Annotated in this window: 20 protein-coding genes and 1 tRNA gene; 8 read left to right on the forward strand and 13 right to left on the reverse strand. The window is 44.5% G+C overall.

Features of this window, described 5'->3' with window-relative positions; all coding sequences use genetic code 11:
* Window positions 1-33 precede the first annotated feature (33 nt).
* From coaD to ruvB, 4 genes are all read right to left on the reverse strand, one after another.
* The gene (coaD, locus tag HMPREF0671_RS07930) at window positions 34-495 is read right to left on the reverse strand and encodes a pantetheine-phosphate adenylyltransferase (protein ID WP_036899211.1); all 462 of its coding nucleotides are present in this window, start codon (window positions 493-495) and stop codon (window positions 34-36) included.
* Window positions 492-902 (reverse strand): PIN domain-containing protein, encoded by a 411-nt coding sequence (locus tag HMPREF0671_RS07935; RefSeq protein WP_036899214.1) that lies wholly within the window; start codon window positions 900-902, stop codon window positions 492-494. The genes coaD and HMPREF0671_RS07935 overlap by 4 nt, the downstream gene beginning before the upstream one ends.
* Window positions 899-1141: a hypothetical protein gene (locus HMPREF0671_RS07940; RefSeq protein ID WP_036899216.1), complete on the reverse strand. Its 243-nt coding sequence runs from the start codon at window positions 1139-1141 to the stop codon at window positions 899-901. The genes HMPREF0671_RS07935 and HMPREF0671_RS07940 overlap by 4 nt, the downstream gene beginning before the upstream one ends.
* Window positions 1142-1351: 210 nt before the next feature.
* Window positions 1352-2386, reverse strand: coding sequence for a Holliday junction branch migration DNA helicase RuvB (gene ruvB / locus HMPREF0671_RS07945; RefSeq protein WP_036899218.1), 1035 nt, complete (start codon window positions 2384-2386; stop codon window positions 1352-1354).
* A gap of 615 nt (window positions 2387-3001) precedes the next feature.
* On the opposite strand from ruvB, the gene HMPREF0671_RS12535 reads away from it, so the two are divergent.
* Window positions 3002-3508 carry a hypothetical protein gene (locus tag HMPREF0671_RS12535; RefSeq protein ID WP_232223182.1) on the forward strand — a complete coding sequence of 169 codons (507 nt, stop codon included), beginning with the start codon at window positions 3002-3004 and terminating at the stop codon, window positions 3506-3508.
* Window positions 3509-3528: 20 nt separating this feature from the next.
* Window positions 3529-4149, forward strand: coding sequence for a porin (locus HMPREF0671_RS12540; RefSeq protein WP_232223183.1), 621 nt, complete (start codon window positions 3529-3531; stop codon window positions 4147-4149).
* On the opposite strand, the gene HMPREF0671_RS07960 is transcribed toward HMPREF0671_RS12540, so the two are convergent.
* Window positions 4146-5354 carry an SGNH/GDSL hydrolase family protein gene (locus tag HMPREF0671_RS07960; RefSeq protein WP_036899267.1) on the reverse strand — a complete coding sequence of 403 codons (1209 nt, stop codon included), beginning with the start codon at window positions 5352-5354 and terminating at the stop codon, window positions 4146-4148. The two genes, HMPREF0671_RS12540 and HMPREF0671_RS07960, sit on opposite strands and share 4 nt — an antisense overlap.
* Window positions 5355-5411: 57 nt before the next feature.
* Entirely contained in the window at window positions 5412-7088 is a 1677-nt protein-coding gene (locus HMPREF0671_RS07965) for a S41 family peptidase (protein WP_036899222.1), read from the reverse strand.
* 165 nt (window positions 7089-7253) lie between these two features.
* Here HMPREF0671_RS07965 and HMPREF0671_RS07970 point away from each other — a divergent pair.
* A tRNA-Asn gene (locus HMPREF0671_RS07970) sits at window positions 7254-7327 on the forward strand.
* A 288-nt stretch (window positions 7328-7615) separates the two neighbouring features.
* On the opposite strand, the gene HMPREF0671_RS12590 is transcribed toward HMPREF0671_RS07970, so the two are convergent.
* From HMPREF0671_RS12590 to HMPREF0671_RS08000, 7 genes are all read right to left on the reverse strand, one after another.
* Complete coding sequence (locus tag HMPREF0671_RS12590; RefSeq protein ID WP_369793966.1) at window positions 7616-7693, reverse strand: hypothetical protein; 78 nt, start codon at window positions 7691-7693, stop codon at window positions 7616-7618.
* Between the two features lie 14 nt (window positions 7694-7707).
* Window positions 7708-8049, reverse strand: coding sequence for a YceI family protein (locus HMPREF0671_RS07975; RefSeq protein WP_255347966.1), 342 nt, complete (start codon window positions 8047-8049; stop codon window positions 7708-7710).
* A 168-nt stretch (window positions 8050-8217) separates the two neighbouring features.
* Window positions 8218-10173, reverse strand: a complete 1956-nt coding sequence (locus HMPREF0671_RS07980) for a beta-N-acetylglucosaminidase domain-containing protein (RefSeq protein ID WP_036899224.1) — start codon at window positions 10171-10173, stop codon at window positions 8218-8220.
* Window positions 10174-10518: 345 nt separating this feature from the next.
* Complete coding sequence (locus HMPREF0671_RS07985) at window positions 10519-11277, reverse strand: succinate dehydrogenase/fumarate reductase iron-sulfur subunit (protein ID WP_036899226.1); 759 nt, start codon at window positions 11275-11277, stop codon at window positions 10519-10521.
* An 80-nt stretch (window positions 11278-11357) separates the two neighbouring features.
* Window positions 11358-11711 carry a four helix bundle protein gene (locus HMPREF0671_RS07990; RefSeq protein WP_036899227.1) on the reverse strand — a complete coding sequence of 118 codons (354 nt, stop codon included), beginning with the start codon at window positions 11709-11711 and terminating at the stop codon, window positions 11358-11360.
* Between the two features lie 136 nt (window positions 11712-11847).
* Entirely contained in the window at window positions 11848-13830 is a 1983-nt protein-coding gene (locus HMPREF0671_RS07995; protein ID WP_036899229.1) for a fumarate reductase/succinate dehydrogenase flavoprotein subunit, read from the reverse strand.
* A gap of 26 nt (window positions 13831-13856) precedes the next feature.
* Window positions 13857-14540 (reverse strand): fumarate reductase, encoded by a 684-nt coding sequence (locus tag HMPREF0671_RS08000; RefSeq protein ID WP_036899231.1) that lies wholly within the window; start codon window positions 14538-14540, stop codon window positions 13857-13859.
* Window positions 14541-14828: 288 nt separating this feature from the next.
* Between HMPREF0671_RS08000 and mnmG the strand changes: the two genes are divergently transcribed.
* The 5 genes from mnmG (at window position 14829) to HMPREF0671_RS08025 (ending at window position 20154) form a co-directional block, all read left to right on the forward strand.
* Window positions 14829-16700, forward strand: coding sequence for a tRNA uridine-5-carboxymethylaminomethyl(34) synthesis enzyme MnmG (mnmG, locus tag HMPREF0671_RS08005; protein WP_036899234.1), 1872 nt, complete (start codon window positions 14829-14831; stop codon window positions 16698-16700).
* An 82-nt stretch (window positions 16701-16782) separates the two neighbouring features.
* A complete protein-coding gene (locus tag HMPREF0671_RS08010) occupies window positions 16783-17313 on the forward strand; it encodes an adenine phosphoribosyltransferase (protein WP_036899235.1) in 531 nt (176 codons plus the stop codon).
* A gap of 124 nt (window positions 17314-17437) precedes the next feature.
* Entirely contained in the window at window positions 17438-19279 is a 1842-nt protein-coding gene (gene uvrC / locus HMPREF0671_RS08015) for an excinuclease ABC subunit UvrC (protein ID WP_036899237.1), read from the forward strand.
* 24 nt (window positions 19280-19303) lie between these two features.
* A complete protein-coding gene (gene dtd / locus HMPREF0671_RS08020) occupies window positions 19304-19756 on the forward strand; it encodes a D-aminoacyl-tRNA deacylase (RefSeq protein WP_036899239.1) in 453 nt (150 codons plus the stop codon).
* 53 nt (window positions 19757-19809) lie between these two features.
* Window positions 19810-20154, forward strand: coding sequence for a nucleotide pyrophosphohydrolase (locus tag HMPREF0671_RS08025; RefSeq protein WP_036899241.1), 345 nt, complete (start codon window positions 19810-19812; stop codon window positions 20152-20154).
* The last annotated feature ends 86 nt before the right edge of the window (window positions 20155-20240 follow it).

Below are 20240 nucleotides of genomic sequence, written 5' to 3' on the forward strand. Positions count from 1 at the left end.
GGACTTGATTGCTTTATTATATTTACCATGATGTTATTCCATTCCTCCTCCTTCAGGGAAGGGAATAAAGTCTGAGACCTCTTTCCCAAAGTGTATCAACTCCCTCACAAGTGACGAACTGATGCTCGCCTTTGCCGGGTCGGCATAGAGAAGAATGGTCTCTACATCTCCTATTTGCTTATTGACATCGGCCTGTTCACGCTCATATTCAAAGTCTTTCAGACTTCTCACGCCCTTAATAATGAACTGAGCCTGCTCCCGACGAGCAAAGTCGACCGTCAAATCATTGTATGCTTTCACCTCTATCTTTGCCTCGTTGGCATATATCTGCTTGATAGTGTTTACCCGAACATCCGCACTATACATGTATTGCTTGCGTTCATTCACTCCCACCCCTATCGTAATTCGATCGAAGAGTGGCAATGCACGTCGCACAATATCATCATGTCCAATGGTAAAGGGATCGAAACTCCCTACGAATATTCCTGTTCTCATAAATATTTCGAAATAAAATCATGAGGCGTAAGCACCTCTAAAGCGGAGGCTTCATAATCCTTTATATTCCTTGTTACTATACAATCGGCTTGGGCTTGCATAGCAGAAAGATACTGCAAAGAATCTTCAAAGTCCTTCCAATCTAAGTATAGAGCCTCTAATATATATGAGGAACCGACCTCTACAATATCCACAAATTCCGTCAATTTCAATATTGCAGCGTTAAACTCCGCCCTATTATAATCTTTTCGAGTAATATAATTAATATTAGCAACGGACAAATCGGACATTAACATGATAATACCTTTACCCACACAAGACTTGAAACACAACCTTGAGTCCTTGGATAAAGGACCTCTTTCTAGCAGGCAATCCAGTAGGATATTAGTATCTAAGAAAACTCTCATAGGTATTTCTTTCTTAGAAAATCTTCTTTTTCAGATTTCCAATCATCCACTTTGCTCTTGGAAAAAATGCCAAACAACTTGTCTACACGCTCTAATTTCTTTTCCATTTCAACTTTAGAGTCATTGTCCGATCTACTCTTTTCAGCAGTTATAAGCCATCCTCTACTCTTAGCAACCTTATCTAAAAAAAACATATCCCTAAGAGGGACATTCAGTTTTATATTCAAACTTCCTTCCATATTATCTTTCCTCCATTTCCTTATTCCTATTGCACAAATATAACTGTTTCTCTAGAACAATGCAAGGATTTATTTAAAAACGTGCTATCGCATCAATAACCAGAACCGTAAACCCAAGATATGGGATAAAAAACAGAGATACGAAGCGACTTCATTTATCGGTCTCTACTTTTCACCCCTCTCTTTGGGAGAGGGGATGGGGGTGAGGTTCTATTCAAACAACCCCGGTGACATGATATCACCTTGATACGGATTGCGCCCCAAATGGTTGTAAGCAAGTTGTGTAGCCATGCGTCCGCGAGGCGTCCGCTTGATAAATCCCTCCATGATTAAGAAAGGTTCGTACACGTCTTCCACCGTTCCGGCATCCTCACCGATAGCCGTAGCAATGGTCGAAACGCCCACCGGACCACCGCGGAATTTGTCGATTATCGTCAGCAATATCTTGTTATCAATCTCGTCCAGACCATACTGGTCGATATTCAAAGCTCTGAGCGACAGTCGGGCTATATCGCTTGTGATGGTACCGTTGCCCTTGACCTGAGCGAAATCGCGCACACGGCGCAGCAACGAGTTCGCAATACGGGGCGTACCACGCGAACGACGCGATATTTCCACAGCTGCATCGTCTTCTATAGGCACGTCCAATAATCGAGCCGAACGCTTGATAATAATCTGCAAAGTCTCCGGATCGTAGTACTCCAAGTGCATGTTGATGCCGAAACGGGCACGCAACGGAGCTGTCAACATACCACTGCGCGTGGTGGCACCCACCAGTGTAAACGGATTTAAATCTATCTGTATGCTTCGAGCCGAGGGACCTTTGTCTATCATTATATCAATGCGATAGTCCTCCATGGCCGAATATAGATACTCTTCAACGACAGGAGACAAGCGATGAATCTCGTCAATGAACAGCACATCGTTAGGTTCGAGCGAGGTCAGGATGCCTGCCAAGTCGCCCGGTTTATCCAAAACCGGCCCACTTGTAATCTTGAATCCCACTCCCAACTCGTTAGCAATGATATTGCTCAGCGTCGTTTTTCCCAATCCCGGAGGTCCGTAGAGCAATGTATGGTCTAACGGTTCATTGCGGTATTTGGCAGCTTCAACAAACACTTCCAAGTTCTCCACCACTTTCTGCTGACCGTTGAAGTCAACAAAACGCAAGGGACGGAGCGCATTCTCGAAGTCCTTTTCTGCCGAGGACAATCTCTCTTCTCTGATGTCGAAATCTTCTGTCATGCCACAAAGTTACAGATTTTTCCCGATACCTGTCCGTTCTTTATTCAAAACCTTTGGTTAGTTCAATGATTCTTATCCCATAATACAAGTGATTCAGTAAAAGGATAGTTGTACTACTTGAACTCCCTACGGACGCGACATGTCGCACAACTGGCTCAACAAAAACCTCTCCCCACCCCTCTCCAAAGGGAGAGGGAGACAGAAATAGACCTTTTCTGTCCCACAACTAAAGAACTTATAAACTCAAGAACTCACAAACTAAAAACCTAAACTCATCTACTTGTCAACTCAAAACCTTGTCTACTTGTTTACTCGTTAACTTGTCTACTAAAACATGTGGCTCGGGGTGGGGCTCCTGCACCGCCTCTTCAGCATCGCTGCATGGGCTTTTCAACGATACTGCTACGGCTCGGCAGCAACGTAAAAGAGCCTCTTTTACAACACACTGATTATCAAACAGATAGACAATGTAGTTTAATACATTCCTATGAAGATTGACAATAGCCAGCTCGGAATGCTTGTAACATCGCAGAAAAGTGATAATTTTGAAGTTCGTACAACACAAGACCTCATAATAAAAGATTTCTGACAGAGACTTTCCTATCATAAGAAGCAATGAAAAACAGACTTTTAACAACAGCAATCGCCGTATGTATAGCCCTTGATATCGCTCATGCGCAAGAAGCAAAACTTACAGTACGCCCCATCGGACGCATCTTGATGGATGGCGAACTCTTCGATGCCAAGCATGAAAACAATCTGTTAAACGACGGATTTGCCATCTCCGACGCTCGCGTGGGCGTAAGTGCGAAATACGGAGAATGGGCTGCTGTCGTGGATATGGGGTTTGCTTACAACAAAGTAGGCATCAAAGATATATACGTAAAACGTCAGCTTGGCCTCAACAACTGGGTACAAGCAGGCTACTTCGTACATCACTTTGGACTACAAAGCGCTACAAGTACGTCGTTCAAAATTTCGATGGAAGAACCTTTATGTGAATCGGCGTTCGACAGCGACCGACTCCTTGGTCTCATGTACGCGCATAGCAAAGGACGATTTTTAGGTACATTCAGTTTCTTTTCGGAGACAGAAGCCATGAAGCTAACGTCCGAAAACTAGGCAACCAAGGCGTAGGAGCCATGACACGACTAGTATATCGCCCACTCCACGAAACAGGAAAGATATTGCAAGTGGGCATGTCGGCTGCCGTCATGTCGCCACAATACAGCAGCACAGACAGCCTCAACCACAAGCAATATACCTTAGCGGCCAACTTCCCTACCCGCATATCGAAGTTGAAAGCCGTTTCTCGCACCATCAACGAAGCACAAACGCTCTATAAATTCACCCCAGAACTATTGGCTGCTTACGGCCGATTAGCCCTTGAGACGCAGTATTACTACACACATATCAACCGCAAAGGCACACTACCGAGATACAAAGCAAGTGGCGTATACGCAGCAGTGCGCGACCTTATCAAAGGGCATGCCTATCAATATAGTAACTATGACGGATGTATCAGTACACCGGAGGGCGGAAATATGGAACTGGTGGCAGCGTATAACTACACCGACCTCTCCGACCACAAGGCCGGCATACGAGGCGGAAGAAGCAATGACTGGTCGCTGACCTATAATTACTACATCAATAAATACGTATTGGTGCGTGTTCGCGGATCTTATACGCGCACTACCGACCATGCCGGTTACGACGACAACGAAGTAAAGATACTGGAGACAAGATTGCAAATCAAATTTTAAAAGCCAAACTCAGCCATTCGTTCGGCAGCATAATGCCCCATGCGACGATAGCCTTCGGCATTAGGATGTAGCCAGTCTTCCTGACATTCGGGGATGAGTGCTTGAGGCTCTTTCGGATCGCTCATCAGCCTATCGAAGTCTATCACGCCATCAAGGTCTTTCGTGGTACGTATCCATTCGTTCACCGTCTCACGCGCAGCCTCATGGAATGGCGTATAGTAAGAATGGTTCTTAAATGGCGTAATGGTAGCTCCAAAGACCTTTAAACCGCGTGCATGTACCTCTTTAGCGAATTTGGCATAAGCCTCTATCATCTGCGCAGCCACCTGTTCGCTATTACCTCGGCTATGCCCGATGTCATTTGTTCCTTCAAAAATGATAACAGCTTTCAGACCGCGTTGCCCCATAATATCACGACTAAAACGCTTGATAGCAGGGTCGCCAAGCCCATATCCGAGAATCTCATTGCCTCCGATACCCAGATTCAACACGCCAAACTTCCCTCCCAATCGCTCGCTCATGATGTCGGGCCAGCGATTTTGATGGTTTGTAGTGCTGCCTCTGCCATCGGTAATGCTGTTCCCAAGAATGGCGATACTGCCATTTTCCACCCCATAGACGTCAATAGCATCAATGGTAAACCAGTAATCGGCTTTGGCAGCATAGGTAAATTTTGTGCGAGGTGTGGACGCTCCGTTAAGGATATATGACGTCGTGCGCGAACCGGGATGCCACGTGATGTCCTTGGAAGCTGCACCATAGTTAATGGTTATAGCTAGTCGCTGCAAGGGCTTCAGATTATATTGTACGGCATCCGACACCACCGAACGCCCCGGAGCGATGGTAACATTGCGCTTCTTAGCAAATTCCAGATAGCGAGCGGAATGAATATCAATGGTCGAAGAGTCGATGGAATTGGCTATATAGACCGACTTGATTTGCAACGGGCTCTTACTATAGGCGTTAGACAACTGTAGTCGCAGCGTGTTTCCGCCCAGCGACACGTGCACTATCTGCCGAATCGACTTGCTGGTAAGTTCGGTTTTCTCCGACATATTGTTCTTCGTGATAAACTGTGGAGCCGTGGCCCACGTGCCAACCCAACTGAATGTCTTCGCCATCTTCAACTGCTGTGCAGGTCGCTGGGCATGAATGGACGGCAGCAGCGCCATGCCGAGAACTAAAAGTATGTATAAACGTTTCATTGCCAAAAGCATAAAAAAGAGACGGTAGGCGTCTACCGTCTCTATATACTGACCTAATTACTTCTTAGGCCTTAATATCTTATTATATTCATCGGGCTGACTCAACAATCGGAGCGCCTCTTTCATCGTCTTATCAAACCGAAGATTGAACTTTATTTGGCCGGCCTGATAGTAATAAGCCGACACGATGTTGCGCCCAAGTTCCTGCATCAATTCAGCTTTATTCTTATCCAAGTCTTTCGCAATGTTATGACTAAGCTTCTTCTCCAAATTATCGAAGTCGGCTTTAGCGTCGTCGTAATAACCTTCAAACTTAGCTAGTTTCACCAAATTCTTCAGATATTTCTCGCTCTCACGGTCGTAGCTGAACTTGCTATTGATGACACGCTGACGGAAATCTTGCCAGTCTTGCTCTGAGAGTTGGAACTCAGTGGGTTGCGCAATAGTCGGATGTTTGGCGATATATTCCTGTTCATAGGTCAACATTTGTTCGGTAGAGTCGATAATACCTGCATATCCGCTACGGTTAGACAGGTATAATGTCAAGTTTGACAAGGTATCTGGCTTCACCTCTACATCCGGTTTGATGCCGCCACCATCGCGTACTTCGCGCCCACCGGCCGTATAAAAGACTTTTGTCAAAGAGTCGGGAATGTGCTCGGTATATTCACCACGCTTGCGATTATAGTTGATAGCTTGGATACAACGACCACTGGGAATATAGTATTTGTTGGTCGTCAACTTCATCATACCGTTGTACGGCATTTCGAGAGTCATCTGTACAAGGCCTTTACCATAGGTACGTGTACCCATAATCACGGCACGGTCGAGGTCTTGCAATGCACCGCTCGTTATCTCGCTTGAGCTGGCTGTGTGACCATCTACCAATACAACGATGGGCATCACGGTATCAAGTGGTTCCACCGTTGTGCGGTAATCGTGATTCGACGATTTCTGTTTACCACGATTAGAAACGATGACCTTGCCATTCGGCACAAAGAGATTGACGATGTTCACAGCCTCTTGTTCCAGGCCACCACCGTTGCCTCTGAGGTCGAATACCAACTGTTTCATGCCCTGACCTTTAAGGTCTATGAACGCCTTACGTACGTCTTTGGAGCACTTTTCGGTGAATGAATTCAGATTGATGTACCCCACACTCGGTGTCACCATGCCATAATAAGGCACGGCCGGCATCTGAATGGCACGACGAGTAATCTTCACTTTCGTCGTTTTATTGGTAGACGGACGCTTGTATGTAAGGATAAAACTCGTACCGGCTTCACCCCTGAGGTGATTACTTACATAATCATTGGCTTTTCCTTCCATTGATTCATTGTCAATAGAAAGGATGATATCCCCCTTCTTCAGGCCTGCTTCAGCAGCTGGCATCCCCTCATAAGGCTCGTTGATAACAACCTTTTTCAATTTAAAATTATAGCTGATGATGGCACCAATACCCGCATACTTACCTGTGAGAACCGTTTTAAATTCCTTGGTCTTATCTTCCGGATAATACTCTGTATAAGGGTCGAGCGAAGAAAGCATGGCATTGATACCATTGCCGATGACAGTATTGGCATCAAGCGTGTCTACGTAGAGCAAGTCTAGATTCTTGTAGAGCACATTGAATACATCAAGATTCTTTGCCACATCGAAGTTATGTTCCTTGCCACTCTGTGCCATTGCAGGGAGAGTTGCTAGCAACAAGAAGAGAGAAAGTATTTTCTTCATACTATTTATGCTTGAAATTTGAATTACAAAAGTACGATATTCCACCCGTATAGCCCTCTAAACAGATAAAAATTATCATATTTTAGACTTCTCGAATAATTTTATTCCCAAAAGTTTGGCAGTTTCAAAAAAACACAATACCTTTGCATCGCAATTAGAAAACAAGCTTCAATAGCTCAGTTGGTTAGAGCACCTGACTGTTAATCAGGGGGTCGTTGGTTCAAGCCCATCTTGAAGCGCAAAGAGGATTACCGCAAGGTAGTCCTCTTTTGCGTTATAAACAGTGTTGCCAAACACTTATAAAAGAAATTCCCCGAAAGCTCTTTTACGAACTTCCGGGGGATTTCTATAGAATATCTTACTTATTATCTTTTATATATTCACTCCCTCTACCCTGTTTAATCCTGTGGACTAAACTCCACATCGGCAGTGATATAGATAGTATTGCCAATGAAATCAGGAAGATATTGAGGTGCAATACCGAAATCAGAGCGATTTACCGAACCTGTAATTCTGAAACCGGCAACCTACTTCTTGGTCATTGGACTAGTGATAATGCCGAAGAATTGGACGTCAAGCGTTACTGGACGCGTCACTCCATGCATCGTAAGATTACCCGTCAGGCGACCACGAATCTTCTTAACCTTCTTGAGTCGTGGCTCTTAAACGTCAATGTAGGAAACTTCTCTACATCAAAAAAGTCGGCCGTACGCAAATGATTATCACGCATTTCTACGCCTGTATTGATGCTTTTCACCTGTGCCGTGAGACTTATTTGAGCATCACTATAGTCGGCTTTCGACGTTTTTGCAATAATATGAAAACTATCAAACTTGCCACGAACAAGCGAGACATTGGTATGTTTTACCTCAAACCCCAACTGCGAATGAGCCGGATCGTTGTTCCATATAGTCTGTTGAGCTGTGGCAATATTGCTTACCATGAGCAGTCCGAAAACCACTCAAAATACTTTTTTTATTCTGTTCATTTCCATTATCTTATTCTTTTATAACTCTCTAATTCTTGCATTTTGTATGACACAAAGGTAGAGAGAACATACGAATGAGGCAAGGAAACGAACAGAATATTATCTATTACGATATAAAATTACCACATTTGTGGTACGGAATCAATTCAGTTTCGCAGCCAAATAATCGAGAAAGGGGCGCAATACCTTAGCGGCAGGCTCGGCCGTACGACTACTTAGCTCGATTTCTTCGCCCATTCCATTGAGTACGTTGAACTGATAATGAGCATTATGCTCTATCTCTGCCACCGTCTTTTGCAACTTCTTCACCACCACAGCATTACGCATAGAGGGCTGCATATCTATCTGTTCAAGCAATTGAAGAGTGAGATAAGCCATATCACTCACCTTATTCATCCATGGATGGATGTCGGCATAGAATATACTATCAGACTCACAAGTAGACTTTTCCATCACATCTATCTTGCTACAAGCCTCCAATAGCTTCGTCATTTCGGCTTTTAAAGCATGGCTATCACCCGTCTGCTTATAGTCGTTGACCAACGATGCCAACGGCTCATTGTCATAATAACGAAGATATTGCGTGAGATATTCGAAAGCAGGAGCTTTCTCTTGCCCCACCACGGCACGCACAGCAGCTTTGAAATCGGCCTCGTTATCAAATCCGGCATTGTTCCATCCATAGTCGCCCACGCCGAAGAGAGCAATCTTGGAAGCTGCACCTTGCTGCATAGGATTAGAGATAAGCGCACTCGCACCCTTCAATTCCTTAGGCAGTGTAGCTTTGTTGTCAATCCATTTTTCATCGGCAAAGTTACCATAAGTGTCGCGAACAAAGAGTTTGGTCATATCGTTGTCGTTGCAAGGATAGTTCCACCACCAAGCAAGTCCACGTCCCAGCTCGCCCGAAACAATCTCCAAGTCCTTGGAATTAGGAACAGTCCACACTGCGGCTCCTGTGATATAGACAACCACATGCTTCGGTGTGTTGCCCAAAGCATTGAAGAAATTCTTGCGTTTATCCTCCTTTACCCACGAGTAAGCATAGAGTTGGGGTACGAAGTTAATCGGTTTCACCGTGTCGGCAGGCGCAGAATAATGGCGATTCCATCGGTTTTCGACAGCCTGTTGCACCTGTGTGAGTCGCTCGGCATTGAGCTTGAGCGTGGGAGCATCGCTCGGAACGCCCACGTCATCGACGAAAACACCGAACTGACGGACACCTAGTCCGTACATCAACTCAAACTTCTGCATAATCTTATCAATTACCGCCGACTCCTTGGGGTCGGTAAACGCCTTACCCGGATGGATGGCCCAGATGAAGTTTACTTTGTTCTGATGAGATACATTCACGATGTCGCGCATCATATCCTCGGACAGATAGCCGATAGACTTCTGCTGTTCGGTAATCTTTTTGGGGTAAGCCTCACCCCACTTCTGCGAATGATAAGGGTCGCTCTTGGCACCATACATATAAGTATTCATCTTATAACGTGCCATAAAACGGAATAAATCCTTGGTCACATCGGCATTGTAAGGCACACCATAGTATCCCTCGATAACGCCACGATACTGTATATCGGCATAATCATCAATACGAACGCAAGGCAAATTCTTTGTTCCACGGTCCAGTATCTGCTCCAATGAGGCCAGTCCACAGAACGTAGCATCGGTATTTTCGCCCAAAATCAACACGTTAGCACGCTTCTTGACGTCCCCAGTCAGCACGAGAATATGACGGTCGAACTTACCTTTGGCGGTAAGTACCTTACGGTCTACCTTGAACTTCTTAGCCATACGGTCGGCATACCCCTTAGCATTGTTCACGCCAAGATAAACCACAGAGAAGCCTACGGGAACCTTCTTGCTTTCAACGGCCTTTAATCCTTTGTCGGCAAGAACGCCCTTTGCCCGCTCAATCGTGGTCTTATCAATACCCTCATCGGCCATGATATACACTTTGTTCGTAAAAGATACCGTTCCTGCCATCGCTTTCTGACTGTGCGTAACAGGATAAATGGTGTAGACATTATCCGCCTTGCCCACCACCGCGGAGGCTGCAACGAACAGTGTCAACATTAGATGTTTGATGTTCATATATTTAGATAAATTGTTATTTGATTGCTACAAATATACAACTTTTTCTGCTTTACGACGGTATCCTACGTAAGTTATGGACATAAACCCATCACTTTTCATAATAAATAAAAAACTAAAGAACTCAAAAACTTAGAAACTCAAATCGCTGCAAGGTCGATGCAGCATTGCTGTTCAGGCTTTTCAGTATTGCTGAAGAAGCGGGACAGTTTCCTTGCCAAGCCCCTGCAGTAGCCGACGAATTATGAGTGAGAAGTGAAGAGTGGGGAATTTTGCGGAATAAGGGCAATAAAAAAGCCTCCCAAATCCGGCAGACTTGGGAGGCTCAATATAGTTAATGGGCTATTAATCAGCCAACTTTGCTACGATATACTCGCGATTCAAGCGAGCGATATTGGCAATGCTTTCATTCTTAGGACATACGGCTTCGCAAGCACGAGTGTTGGTACAGTTACCGAATCCCAGCTCGTCCATGCGTGCAATCATAGCCTTAGCACGCTTAGCAGCCTCAGGACGACCTTGTGGCAACAATGCCAACTGGCTGACCTTAGAGCTTACAAACAGCATGGCAGAACCGTTTTTACAAGCAGCTACACACGCACCACAGCCGATACATGTAGCACAATCCATGGCTTCATCGGCATTATCTTTCGGAATCAAGATAGCGTTGGCATCCTGAGCCTGTCCGGTACGAATGGTCGTATAGCCACCGGCCTGAATAATTTTATCGAAAGCTGAACGGTCTACCATACAGTCTTTAATAACGGGGAAGCCAGCAGAACGCCATGGTTCTACAGTGATAACGTCGCCATCGTTGAAGCGACGCATGTAGAGCTGGCAGGTAGTAGCGCCACGCTCGGTTTTTCCGTGGGGAACACCGTTGATATAAAGCGAGCACATGCCGCAGATTCCCTCACGGCAGTCGTGGTCGAAAACGAAAGGCTCTTGGCCTTCTTCTATCAATTCCTCGTTAAGAATGTCGAGCATTTCGAGGAATGATGTATCGTCAGGAATATCCTTCATTTCACGTGAATCGAAGTGTCCCTTGGCTGTAGGACCATTCTGACGCCAATATTTGATTGTGAAACTAATATTCTTTGCCATATTTTGTTATTTTTTTAGTTGACAAGTAGACGAGTGAACAAGCAAACAAGATGATGATGAAGACGGTATAGAATTTGAATTCATTTCTGAAAGCTCTTTACTAATGCTGTCAACATGTAGATAACCTCATTATTTTGTTTCGACATTTCGGTATATTCAACTTCAGAAACATATCGAAGTTCACGACTTATTATAAGCTGTGTTTCCAATTCTGCAGCCGATCCTAATGCTATATTCAAGAAGTTAATAGGCTCTTTCGGAAAAATTCGTCCATAGCCTTCAGCTATATTGGATGAGATTGATACCGCAGCACATTGCATTTGAGACTTCAGACCAAACGTTTCTTCCCTAGGGAATGTCTTGGTTAGCTCATAAATACTTTTAACTAGAGCAATACCTTTTTGCCAAGCTATTAATTCTTTGTGGTTACTCATGCTTTATACCGCATTTTTTCTCCAAACTCGTCGTTGAAAGATATACTTATATACTCATAAACTTGTCTACTTGTAAGTTCTTATACTTATAGACTTGTTAATTCGTATACTTGTCTACTCGTCAACTTATAAAAACTTAATTTTTATAATTTCGTGTTTGTACCTTGATTGCCTCATACTCCAAAGGCTCTTTGAGAAGCGCGGGAGCAGTGTGGTCATCGCTTTGATATTCCCAACAACCTACGTAGAAGAAGTTCTCATCGTCGCGCTTAGCTTCGCCTTCTTCGGTCTGGTACTCTTCGCGGAAGTGACCACCGCAGCTCTCATTACGAGAAAGAGCATCGTTGGCAATCAACTCACCCATGAGAATGAAGTCGCGCAAGTGGATGGCTTTATCAAGTTCGATGTTCAAACCTTCCTTGGTTCCGGGGATGAAGAGGTTGGTATCGAATTCCTTTCGAAGTTCTTTCATCTTCTCCAAACCGGTCTTCAAACCTTCGGCTGTACGACCCATACCTACGTACTCCCACATGATGTGGCCAAGTTCCTTATGGATAGAGTCTACAGAACGCTTACCCTGAATACCCATCAAGCGGTCAATTTCGTCGTTGACATTCTTCTCTGCCTCAACAAATTCGGGCAGATCGGTAGACAGACGAGGCCAAATTGCCTGATCGGCCAAGTAGTTCTGAATAGTATAAGGCAATACGAAGTAACCATCAGCCAATCCCTGCATCAGGGCAGATGCACCCAAACGGTTAGCACCGTGGTCTGAGAAGTTACACTCACCGATTGCAAACAAACCTGTTATAGAAGTCATGAGCTCGTAATCTACCCAGATACCACCCATCGTATAGTGGATAGCAGGATAAATCATCATTGGCTTGTAGTACTTCACACCGTTGATTTCATTAGCCAAATCGCCGGGGAATACATCGTTAATCTCTTCGTACATCTCGAAGAGGTTACCATAGCGCTGCATGATTTCGTCCAAACCTAGGCGGTTGATAGACTCAGAGAAGTCGAGGAATACGGCAAGGCCTGTGTTATTTACACCAAATCCCTTATCGCAACGCTCCTTAGCTGCACGCGAAGCAACATCACGAGGAACAAGGTTTCCGAATGCCGGATAGCGACGTTCCAAGTAGTAATCGCGTTCTTCTTCGGGGATTTCCCATCCTTGCTTGGTTCCTGCCTGCAATGCTTTAGCATCTTCGAGCTTCTTAGGAACCCAAATACGACCGTCGTTACGCAGAGACTCAGACATCAATGTCAACTTAGACTGCTTGTCACCGTGTACAGGAATACAGGTGGGGTGAATCTGAACGTAAGAAGGATTGGCCATGTAAGCACCCTTACGATAGCACTGGATAGCAGCTGTACAATTGCAACCCATAGCATTGGTAGACAAGAAATAGGTATTACCATAACCACCTGTTGCGATAACAACAGCATTAGCTGAGAATCTTTCAAGTTTACCTGTTATCAAATTCTTTGCTATAATACCGCGAGCACGACCATCTACGATGACAACGTCTTCCATCTCGTAACGTGTGAAGAGCTTAACCTTGCCCTTCTCTATCTGACAACTCAATGAGGAGTAAGCACCGAGAAGAAGCTGCTGACCGGTTTGACCCTTAGCATAGAATGTACGTGACACCTGAGCACCACCGAATGAACGGTTAGCTAACATACCACCATATTCACGAGCGAATGGTACACCCTGAGCAACACACTGGTCGATGATGTCGTTTGACACTTCAGCAAGACGATAAACGTTTGCCTCACGAGCACGATAGTCGCCACCTTTCACTGTATCATAGAACAAACGATAAATAGAGTCACCATCGTTTTGGTAGTTCTTAGCGGCATTGATACCTCCCTGTGCAGCGATAGAGTGCGCACGACGGGGAGAGTCTTGGATACAGAAGTTCAAAACATTGAAACCCATCTCGCCAAGAGAAGCGGCAGCACTGGCACCAGCCAAGCCTGTACCAACAACGATAACGTCAAGTTTCAACTTATTCTTAGGGTTCACCAAACGCTGGTGAGCCTTATAATTGGTCCACTTCTCGGCCACTGGGCCTTCGGGAATTCTAGAATCTATTAGTTTAGCCATAATCGAATTAGTTTAAAGTTAATAGGTTACGCAGCACAAAGACTGGGAGCACAACCAAATGCAAAGGCCAATACAACAACGAGGAAGCCGAGCATCAATAAGGTAGTATATACCAAACCGAAAACCTTCCAACGATTGAACCAAATCTTGCCATTAACACCAAGAGTCTGCATAGCGCTCCAGAAACCGTGTGACAAGTGGAACCAGATAGCTACAATCCAAATGACATACAGAACGACGAACACAGGATTAGCAAATGTTTCCTGAATCCAAGCAAATCCGTCAGCAGGACCATAGAGAGCCTCTGTACCGATAAGTTCGGCAAACATCATGTTGTACCAGAAGTTGTAGAGGTGCAGCAACAGCCCCAACAAAATGATGATACCGAGTACCAACATGTTTTGGCTGGCCCACTCTACCTTTTCAGGACGAGCAGTTACTGCATAACGCTCTTCGCCACGAGCACGACGATTCTGTGCCGTCAAGATGAAAGCATAAACGATGTGGAACACAGCCAAGGCTGCTAAACCGAGCGTAGCCACAATGGCATACCAGTTAGCACCCAGAAGTTCACAAATCGTATTGTAACCCTCTCCAGAGAACAGAGCCACAATATTCATGCACAAGTGGAATGTCAGGAAGAAGATCAACGCGATGCCGGTAACAGACATCACAACCTTCCTGCCAATAGATGAATTGATTAACCACATAAATGATTGAAATTTAATTATTTAACTGATTGAAAATATTTCCACAACTCATATTGACAATGTTTTACACAGATATAAAACGTCGCCTTAGATACTTTGATATAGGTATAGATATCCACATAGTAGGTTGCAAAAATACTATAATTTAGTGATTAATCAAAAGGAATTCATAAAAAATCGGATTTTATTTGCTACTTTTGCGGAAAACAAAGAGGGGCTATTTTTTGACACGTCTTACACTTGATAGTAACCCTTTGTAAAACTTATAAATTTCAGGGAAAAGAACGGATGAACTTCCAGTATGACGTCATTGTGATTGGAGGAGGCCACGCAGGGTGCGAAGCTGCGGTGGCATCAGCTAACTTAGGAGCAAAGACATGCCTCATCACGATGGACATGAACAAGATTGCACAGATGAGTTGTAATCCCGCTATAGGCGGAATCGCTAAAGGACAAATAGTACGTGAGATTGACGCTCTCGGCGGAGAGATGGCACATGTGACGGACGCCACAGCTGTCCAGTTTCGTATGTTGAACCAAGGAAAGGGGCCGGCAGTATGGAGTCCGCGTGCTCAATGCGATCGCGGAAAGTTCATTTGGAAGTGGAGAGAAATACTAGACCACACTGATAACCTTGATATTTGGCAGGATCAAGCCGATGAGTTACTCGTAGAGAATGGGCAGGCTATCGGTGTACGTACCATTTGGGGTGTTGAATTCCGCGCTCGTTGCGTTGTTGTTACTGCCGGAACATTCCTCAACGGGCTCATGCATATTGGTAGATTCCAATATCCCGGAGGCCGATGTGCCGAGCCTGCTGTACCACATTTCACAGAAAGTATCACTCGTTGGGGCATCCGTTCGGAACGTATGAAGACTGGAACTCCAGTGAGAATCGACCGACGTTCGGTGCATTTCGAAGACATGGAGATACAAGATGGTGAGCAAGACTTCCACCAATTTAGTTATATGGGGCCACATCGACAGCTAAAACAGTTGCCATGCTGGACTTGCTATACCACCCCTGAGTCGCACGAAGTACTTCGTGGCGGACTAGCAGACTCTCCCCTCTTCAACGGACAGATTCAAAGCACCGGTCCAAGATACTGTCCTTCTATCGAAACAAAGCTAGTTACATTCCCAGACAAGGATCAACACCCCCTATTCTTAGAACCCGAAGGAGAAGACACCAACGAGATGTATCTCAACGGTTTTTCGTCCAGCATGCCTATGGATGTACAATTAAATGCCATCCATCAAATTCCTGCACTGCGAGATGCCAAGATTTACCGTCCGGGATATGCCATCGAATACGATTATTTCGATCCAACACAACTCAAGCATTCGTTAGAATCGAAGATTATTGATGGTCTATTCTTTGCCGGACAGGTTAACGGTACTACAGGTTATGAAGAAGCCGGAGGACAAGGATTGGTCGCCGGCATCAATGCGGCATTGAAATGTGCCGGTAACGAACCGTTTATTATGCATCGAGACGAGTCATATATTGGCGTATTAATCGACGATTTGACAACCAAAGGCGTTGACGAGCCTTATCGCATGTTCACTTCTCGTGCCGAATACAGAATACTATTACGCCAAGACGATGCTGACGCAAGACTCACAAAACGTTCTTACCAGTTAGGATTAGCTACTAGAGAACGTTACGATTGGTGGCTTAAAAAGAAAGAAGGAATCGATAAAATCATCCGTTTTTGCGAAGAGTTACCTATCAAAGCGAGCGATATCAATACACAACTAGAGACACTAGGTACGACTCCTTTGCGTGCCGGATGCAAATTAGTTGATTTAATCGCACGTCCCCATCTATCTCTCAACAACCTATCGGAGATTATTCCTTCTCTAAAAGAAGTTATTGATTCTATCGACGAACGCCAAGGAGAGATCGTTGAATCGGCAGAAATTAAAATGAAATATAAAGGATACATCGAGCGAGAGCGGATGGTCGCCGACAAGATGCATCGTCTAGAAGACATTAAGATAAAAGGAAGATTCAATTACCAAGCACTCCATGAGATTAGTACAGAGGGAAGACAAAAACTCGAACGCATCGATCCCGAGACTCTAGCGGAAGCGAGTAGAATACCGGGAGTATCTCCCAGCGACATCAATGTAATGCTTATACTCCTAGGAAGATAAGTTTCACGTGAAACAAAACAACAAATATACGAAACATAACAACCTATTACACAATCGATTATAATATAAACTAAATAATAAAATGAACAACCAATTACTATTAGACAACCTCCGTTGCATTCCGAATTGGCCTATCAAAGGTGTCAATTTCCGCGATGTCACCACCCTATTTAAAAGTCCAGACTGTCTCAAAGAGATTAGCGATGAGATGTACGACCTTTACAAAGACAAGGGTATTACAAAGATTGTAGGTATCGAAAGCCGCGGATTCGTCATGTCAACAGCTGTCGCGATCCGATTAAATGCAGGAGTTGTACTATGCCGTAAGCCCGGAAAGCTACCCTGTGAGACCGTACAAGAGAGCTACGACAAGGAATATGGCACCGATACTATAGAGATTCACAAGGATGCTATCAATGAAAATGATGTTATCTTACTACACGATGACTTACTTGCAACTGGTGGAACGATGAAAGCAGCATGCGATCTCGTCAAGAAATTCCATCCAAAGAAGATTTATTGCAACTTCATTATCGAACTCACCAACGAAGGTTTGAACGGTAGAGATACTTTTGATAAAGATATTGAAATCACATCCTTGATACAAATTTAAATACAACGACTTCCCAGTCCTCTCCCAAAGAGAGGGCTTTTTTTATTTAATAAGGAATATCACTCACTAAAGTTTCACGTGAAACTTTAATTATATAAAGCCTTCTCTACAAAGGAGTTAACACATGACAAAGGAAGAGAACAAACAAAGGATAGACCGCCTAAAGAACATAGTATTGAATATGCCGGAGAAGCCGGGGAGCTATCAATTCTATGACGACACCCATACTATTATATATGTAGGGAAAGCCAAGAATCTCAAAAGACGTGTCACATCCTACTTCCACAAAGAAGTGGACCGCTTCAAGACTAAAGTTCTCGTTTCCAAAATCCATGATATAAGTTACACGGTGGTCAACACCGAAGAAGACGCCCTACTCCTTGAGAACAGTCTTATCAAGAAGTACAATCCTAAATACAATGTATTATTGAAGGACGGAAAGACGTATCCCAGCATTTGCATTACCAACGAATACTTCCCACGCATCTTCAAAACTCGGCAAATCAATCGCAAATACGGCACCTATTACGGTCCTTTTCCCCATATCAGCAGCATGTATGCGGTATTAGACCTCATTAAAAAGCTATATAAACCGCGTACTTGCCGTCAGCCCATCACCGAAGAGGGTGTTGCAGCCCATAAATACAAGCCTTGTCTGGAATATCATATCCATAATTGCGATGCTCCGTGTATAGGCAAACAGAGTTACGAAGACTACCAGCAAAACATGAATCAGGCACGCGAAATTCTCAAAGGGAACACGCGTGAGGTAGGGAAATGGCTCTACAAGCTGATGATGAAGAATGCCGAATTAATGAAATTTGAAGTAGCTCAAGACCTCAAAATCAAGTACCAACTGCTCAACGAATTCGTCTCCAAGAGCGAGGTTGTAAGCCATACAATAGACGATGTAGACGTATTTACCATCATCGACGACGACCACAATCGCAATGCTTTTATCAATTATATCCACGTCAGAAAAGGCACTATCAATCAAAGCTTCACCTACGAATACAAACGTAAACTCGAAGAAAGCGACGAAGAGCTCCTTATCACCGCTATTCCGGAGATTCGCGAGCGCTTCGGAAGCACGGCCAAAGAAATTATCGTACCTTTTGAGATGGAATGGAAGCTCAAAGAAGCCGAGTTTTTCGTACCTCAACGAGGCGATAAGAAGCACTTACTAGACCTTTCCGAGATGAATGGTAAACAGTATAAATTTGACCGTCTCAAGCAAGCCGAGAAACTCAATCCGGAACAAAAACAGACTCGATTGATGAAAGAATTGCAGCAAAAGCTACAACTTCCCAAACTCCCCTACCAAATAGAGTGCTTCGACAACTCCAACATAAGCGGTACAGATGCCGTTGCCGGATGCATCGTATTCAAAGGAATGAAGCCCTCCAAGAAAGATTATCGTAAATATAACATCCGAACCGTCACAGGACCGGACGATTATGCGTCGATGCAAGAAGTCGTTCGCCGTCGTTATAGTCGCATGATAGAAGAGAAAACACCACTTCCCGACCTCATTATAACCGACGGTGGAAAAGGCCAAATGGAGGTTGTTCGCGAGATTGTCGAGGACGAATTACACCTCCAAATCCCCATTGCAGGACTAGCTAAAGACGACCGCCATCGCACCAACGAGCTACTCTATGGTTTCCCGCCAAAAGTGATAGGTATGAAGACTGATTCCGAACTGTTCCACATCCTCACACGCATACAAGACGAAGTACACCGTTATGCCATCACATTCCACCGCGACAAGCGCAGCAAACACGCTCTCCATAGCGAGTTAGACGACATCAAAGGCATCGGTCCGAAGACCAAAGAAGCCCTTATCAAAGAGTTCAAGAGCGTCAAAAAGATACGCGAAGCCAGTCTGGAAACATTGACAACTGTGGTCGGAAGTGCCAAGGCTGCCATTATCAACGAATATTTCAACAACAAGTTGGCCGACTAAAATAAAATCTTTACCTTTGCCATTATGAGAATCGTTATACAACGTGTGCAGCACGCATCGGTCACTATTAACTCAGAAGTAAAGTCTGCCATCGAGCAAGGCTATCTTATCTTATTAGGCGTGGAATCCACTGATACTCAAGAAGATGCAGATTGGTTAGCGAAGAAAGTCATTGGCCTGCGTGTCTTCGATGATGAGGATCACGTCATGAATCGCTCCATCCAAGACATAGGAGGAAATATATTGGTTATCAGCCAGTTCACTCTCTTCGCCAGTTACAAAAAAGGGAACCGTCCCTCATGGTTTCGTGCGGCACCTCACAACATCAGTATACCACTCTACGAGTACTTCTGTAAGCAGCTGGAATCACTGCTTGGTCGCCCTATTGGAACTGGGGAATTCGGTGCAGACATGAAAGTAGAGTTACTCAACGACGGTCCTGTGACCATTTGCATGGATAGTAAGAACAAGGAATAATAGATATTTAAGAGGACTCTCCAAAACTATTTTCTAAAATAAATATAGACAAAATGGAAGATAAGAACACTGATATTACCGGACTTCGTGAGGCTCAACGACAGGTGGATGAGTGGATTCACACCTATGGGGTGCGCTATTTTAGCGAACTCACCAACATGGCTTGTCTCACCGAAGAGGTAGGCGAATTGGCGAGAGTGATGGCTCGCGTATATGGCGACCAGAGCTTTAAAGCCGGCGAAAAGCCTAATTTAGGCGAAGAAATGGCCGATATTCTTTGGGTGCTCTGTTGTCTAGCCAACCAAACCGGTGTTGATTTGGCCGAAGAGTTCCGCAAAAGCATGAAGAAGAAGACCAAAAGAGACAAAGATAGACATCAAGGACTATCAAATCAGTAGCAACAAATAATTATAATAACATCAATAACAATGTCCACATTTCATCTCCCTCCCCTTTTAGGGAGGGTTTGGGGTGGGGCTATTAA

The organism is Prevotella sp. S7 MS 2 (genome assembly GCF_000762865.1).
Classification (GTDB): Bacteria; Bacteroidota; Bacteroidia; order Bacteroidales; family Bacteroidaceae; genus Prevotella.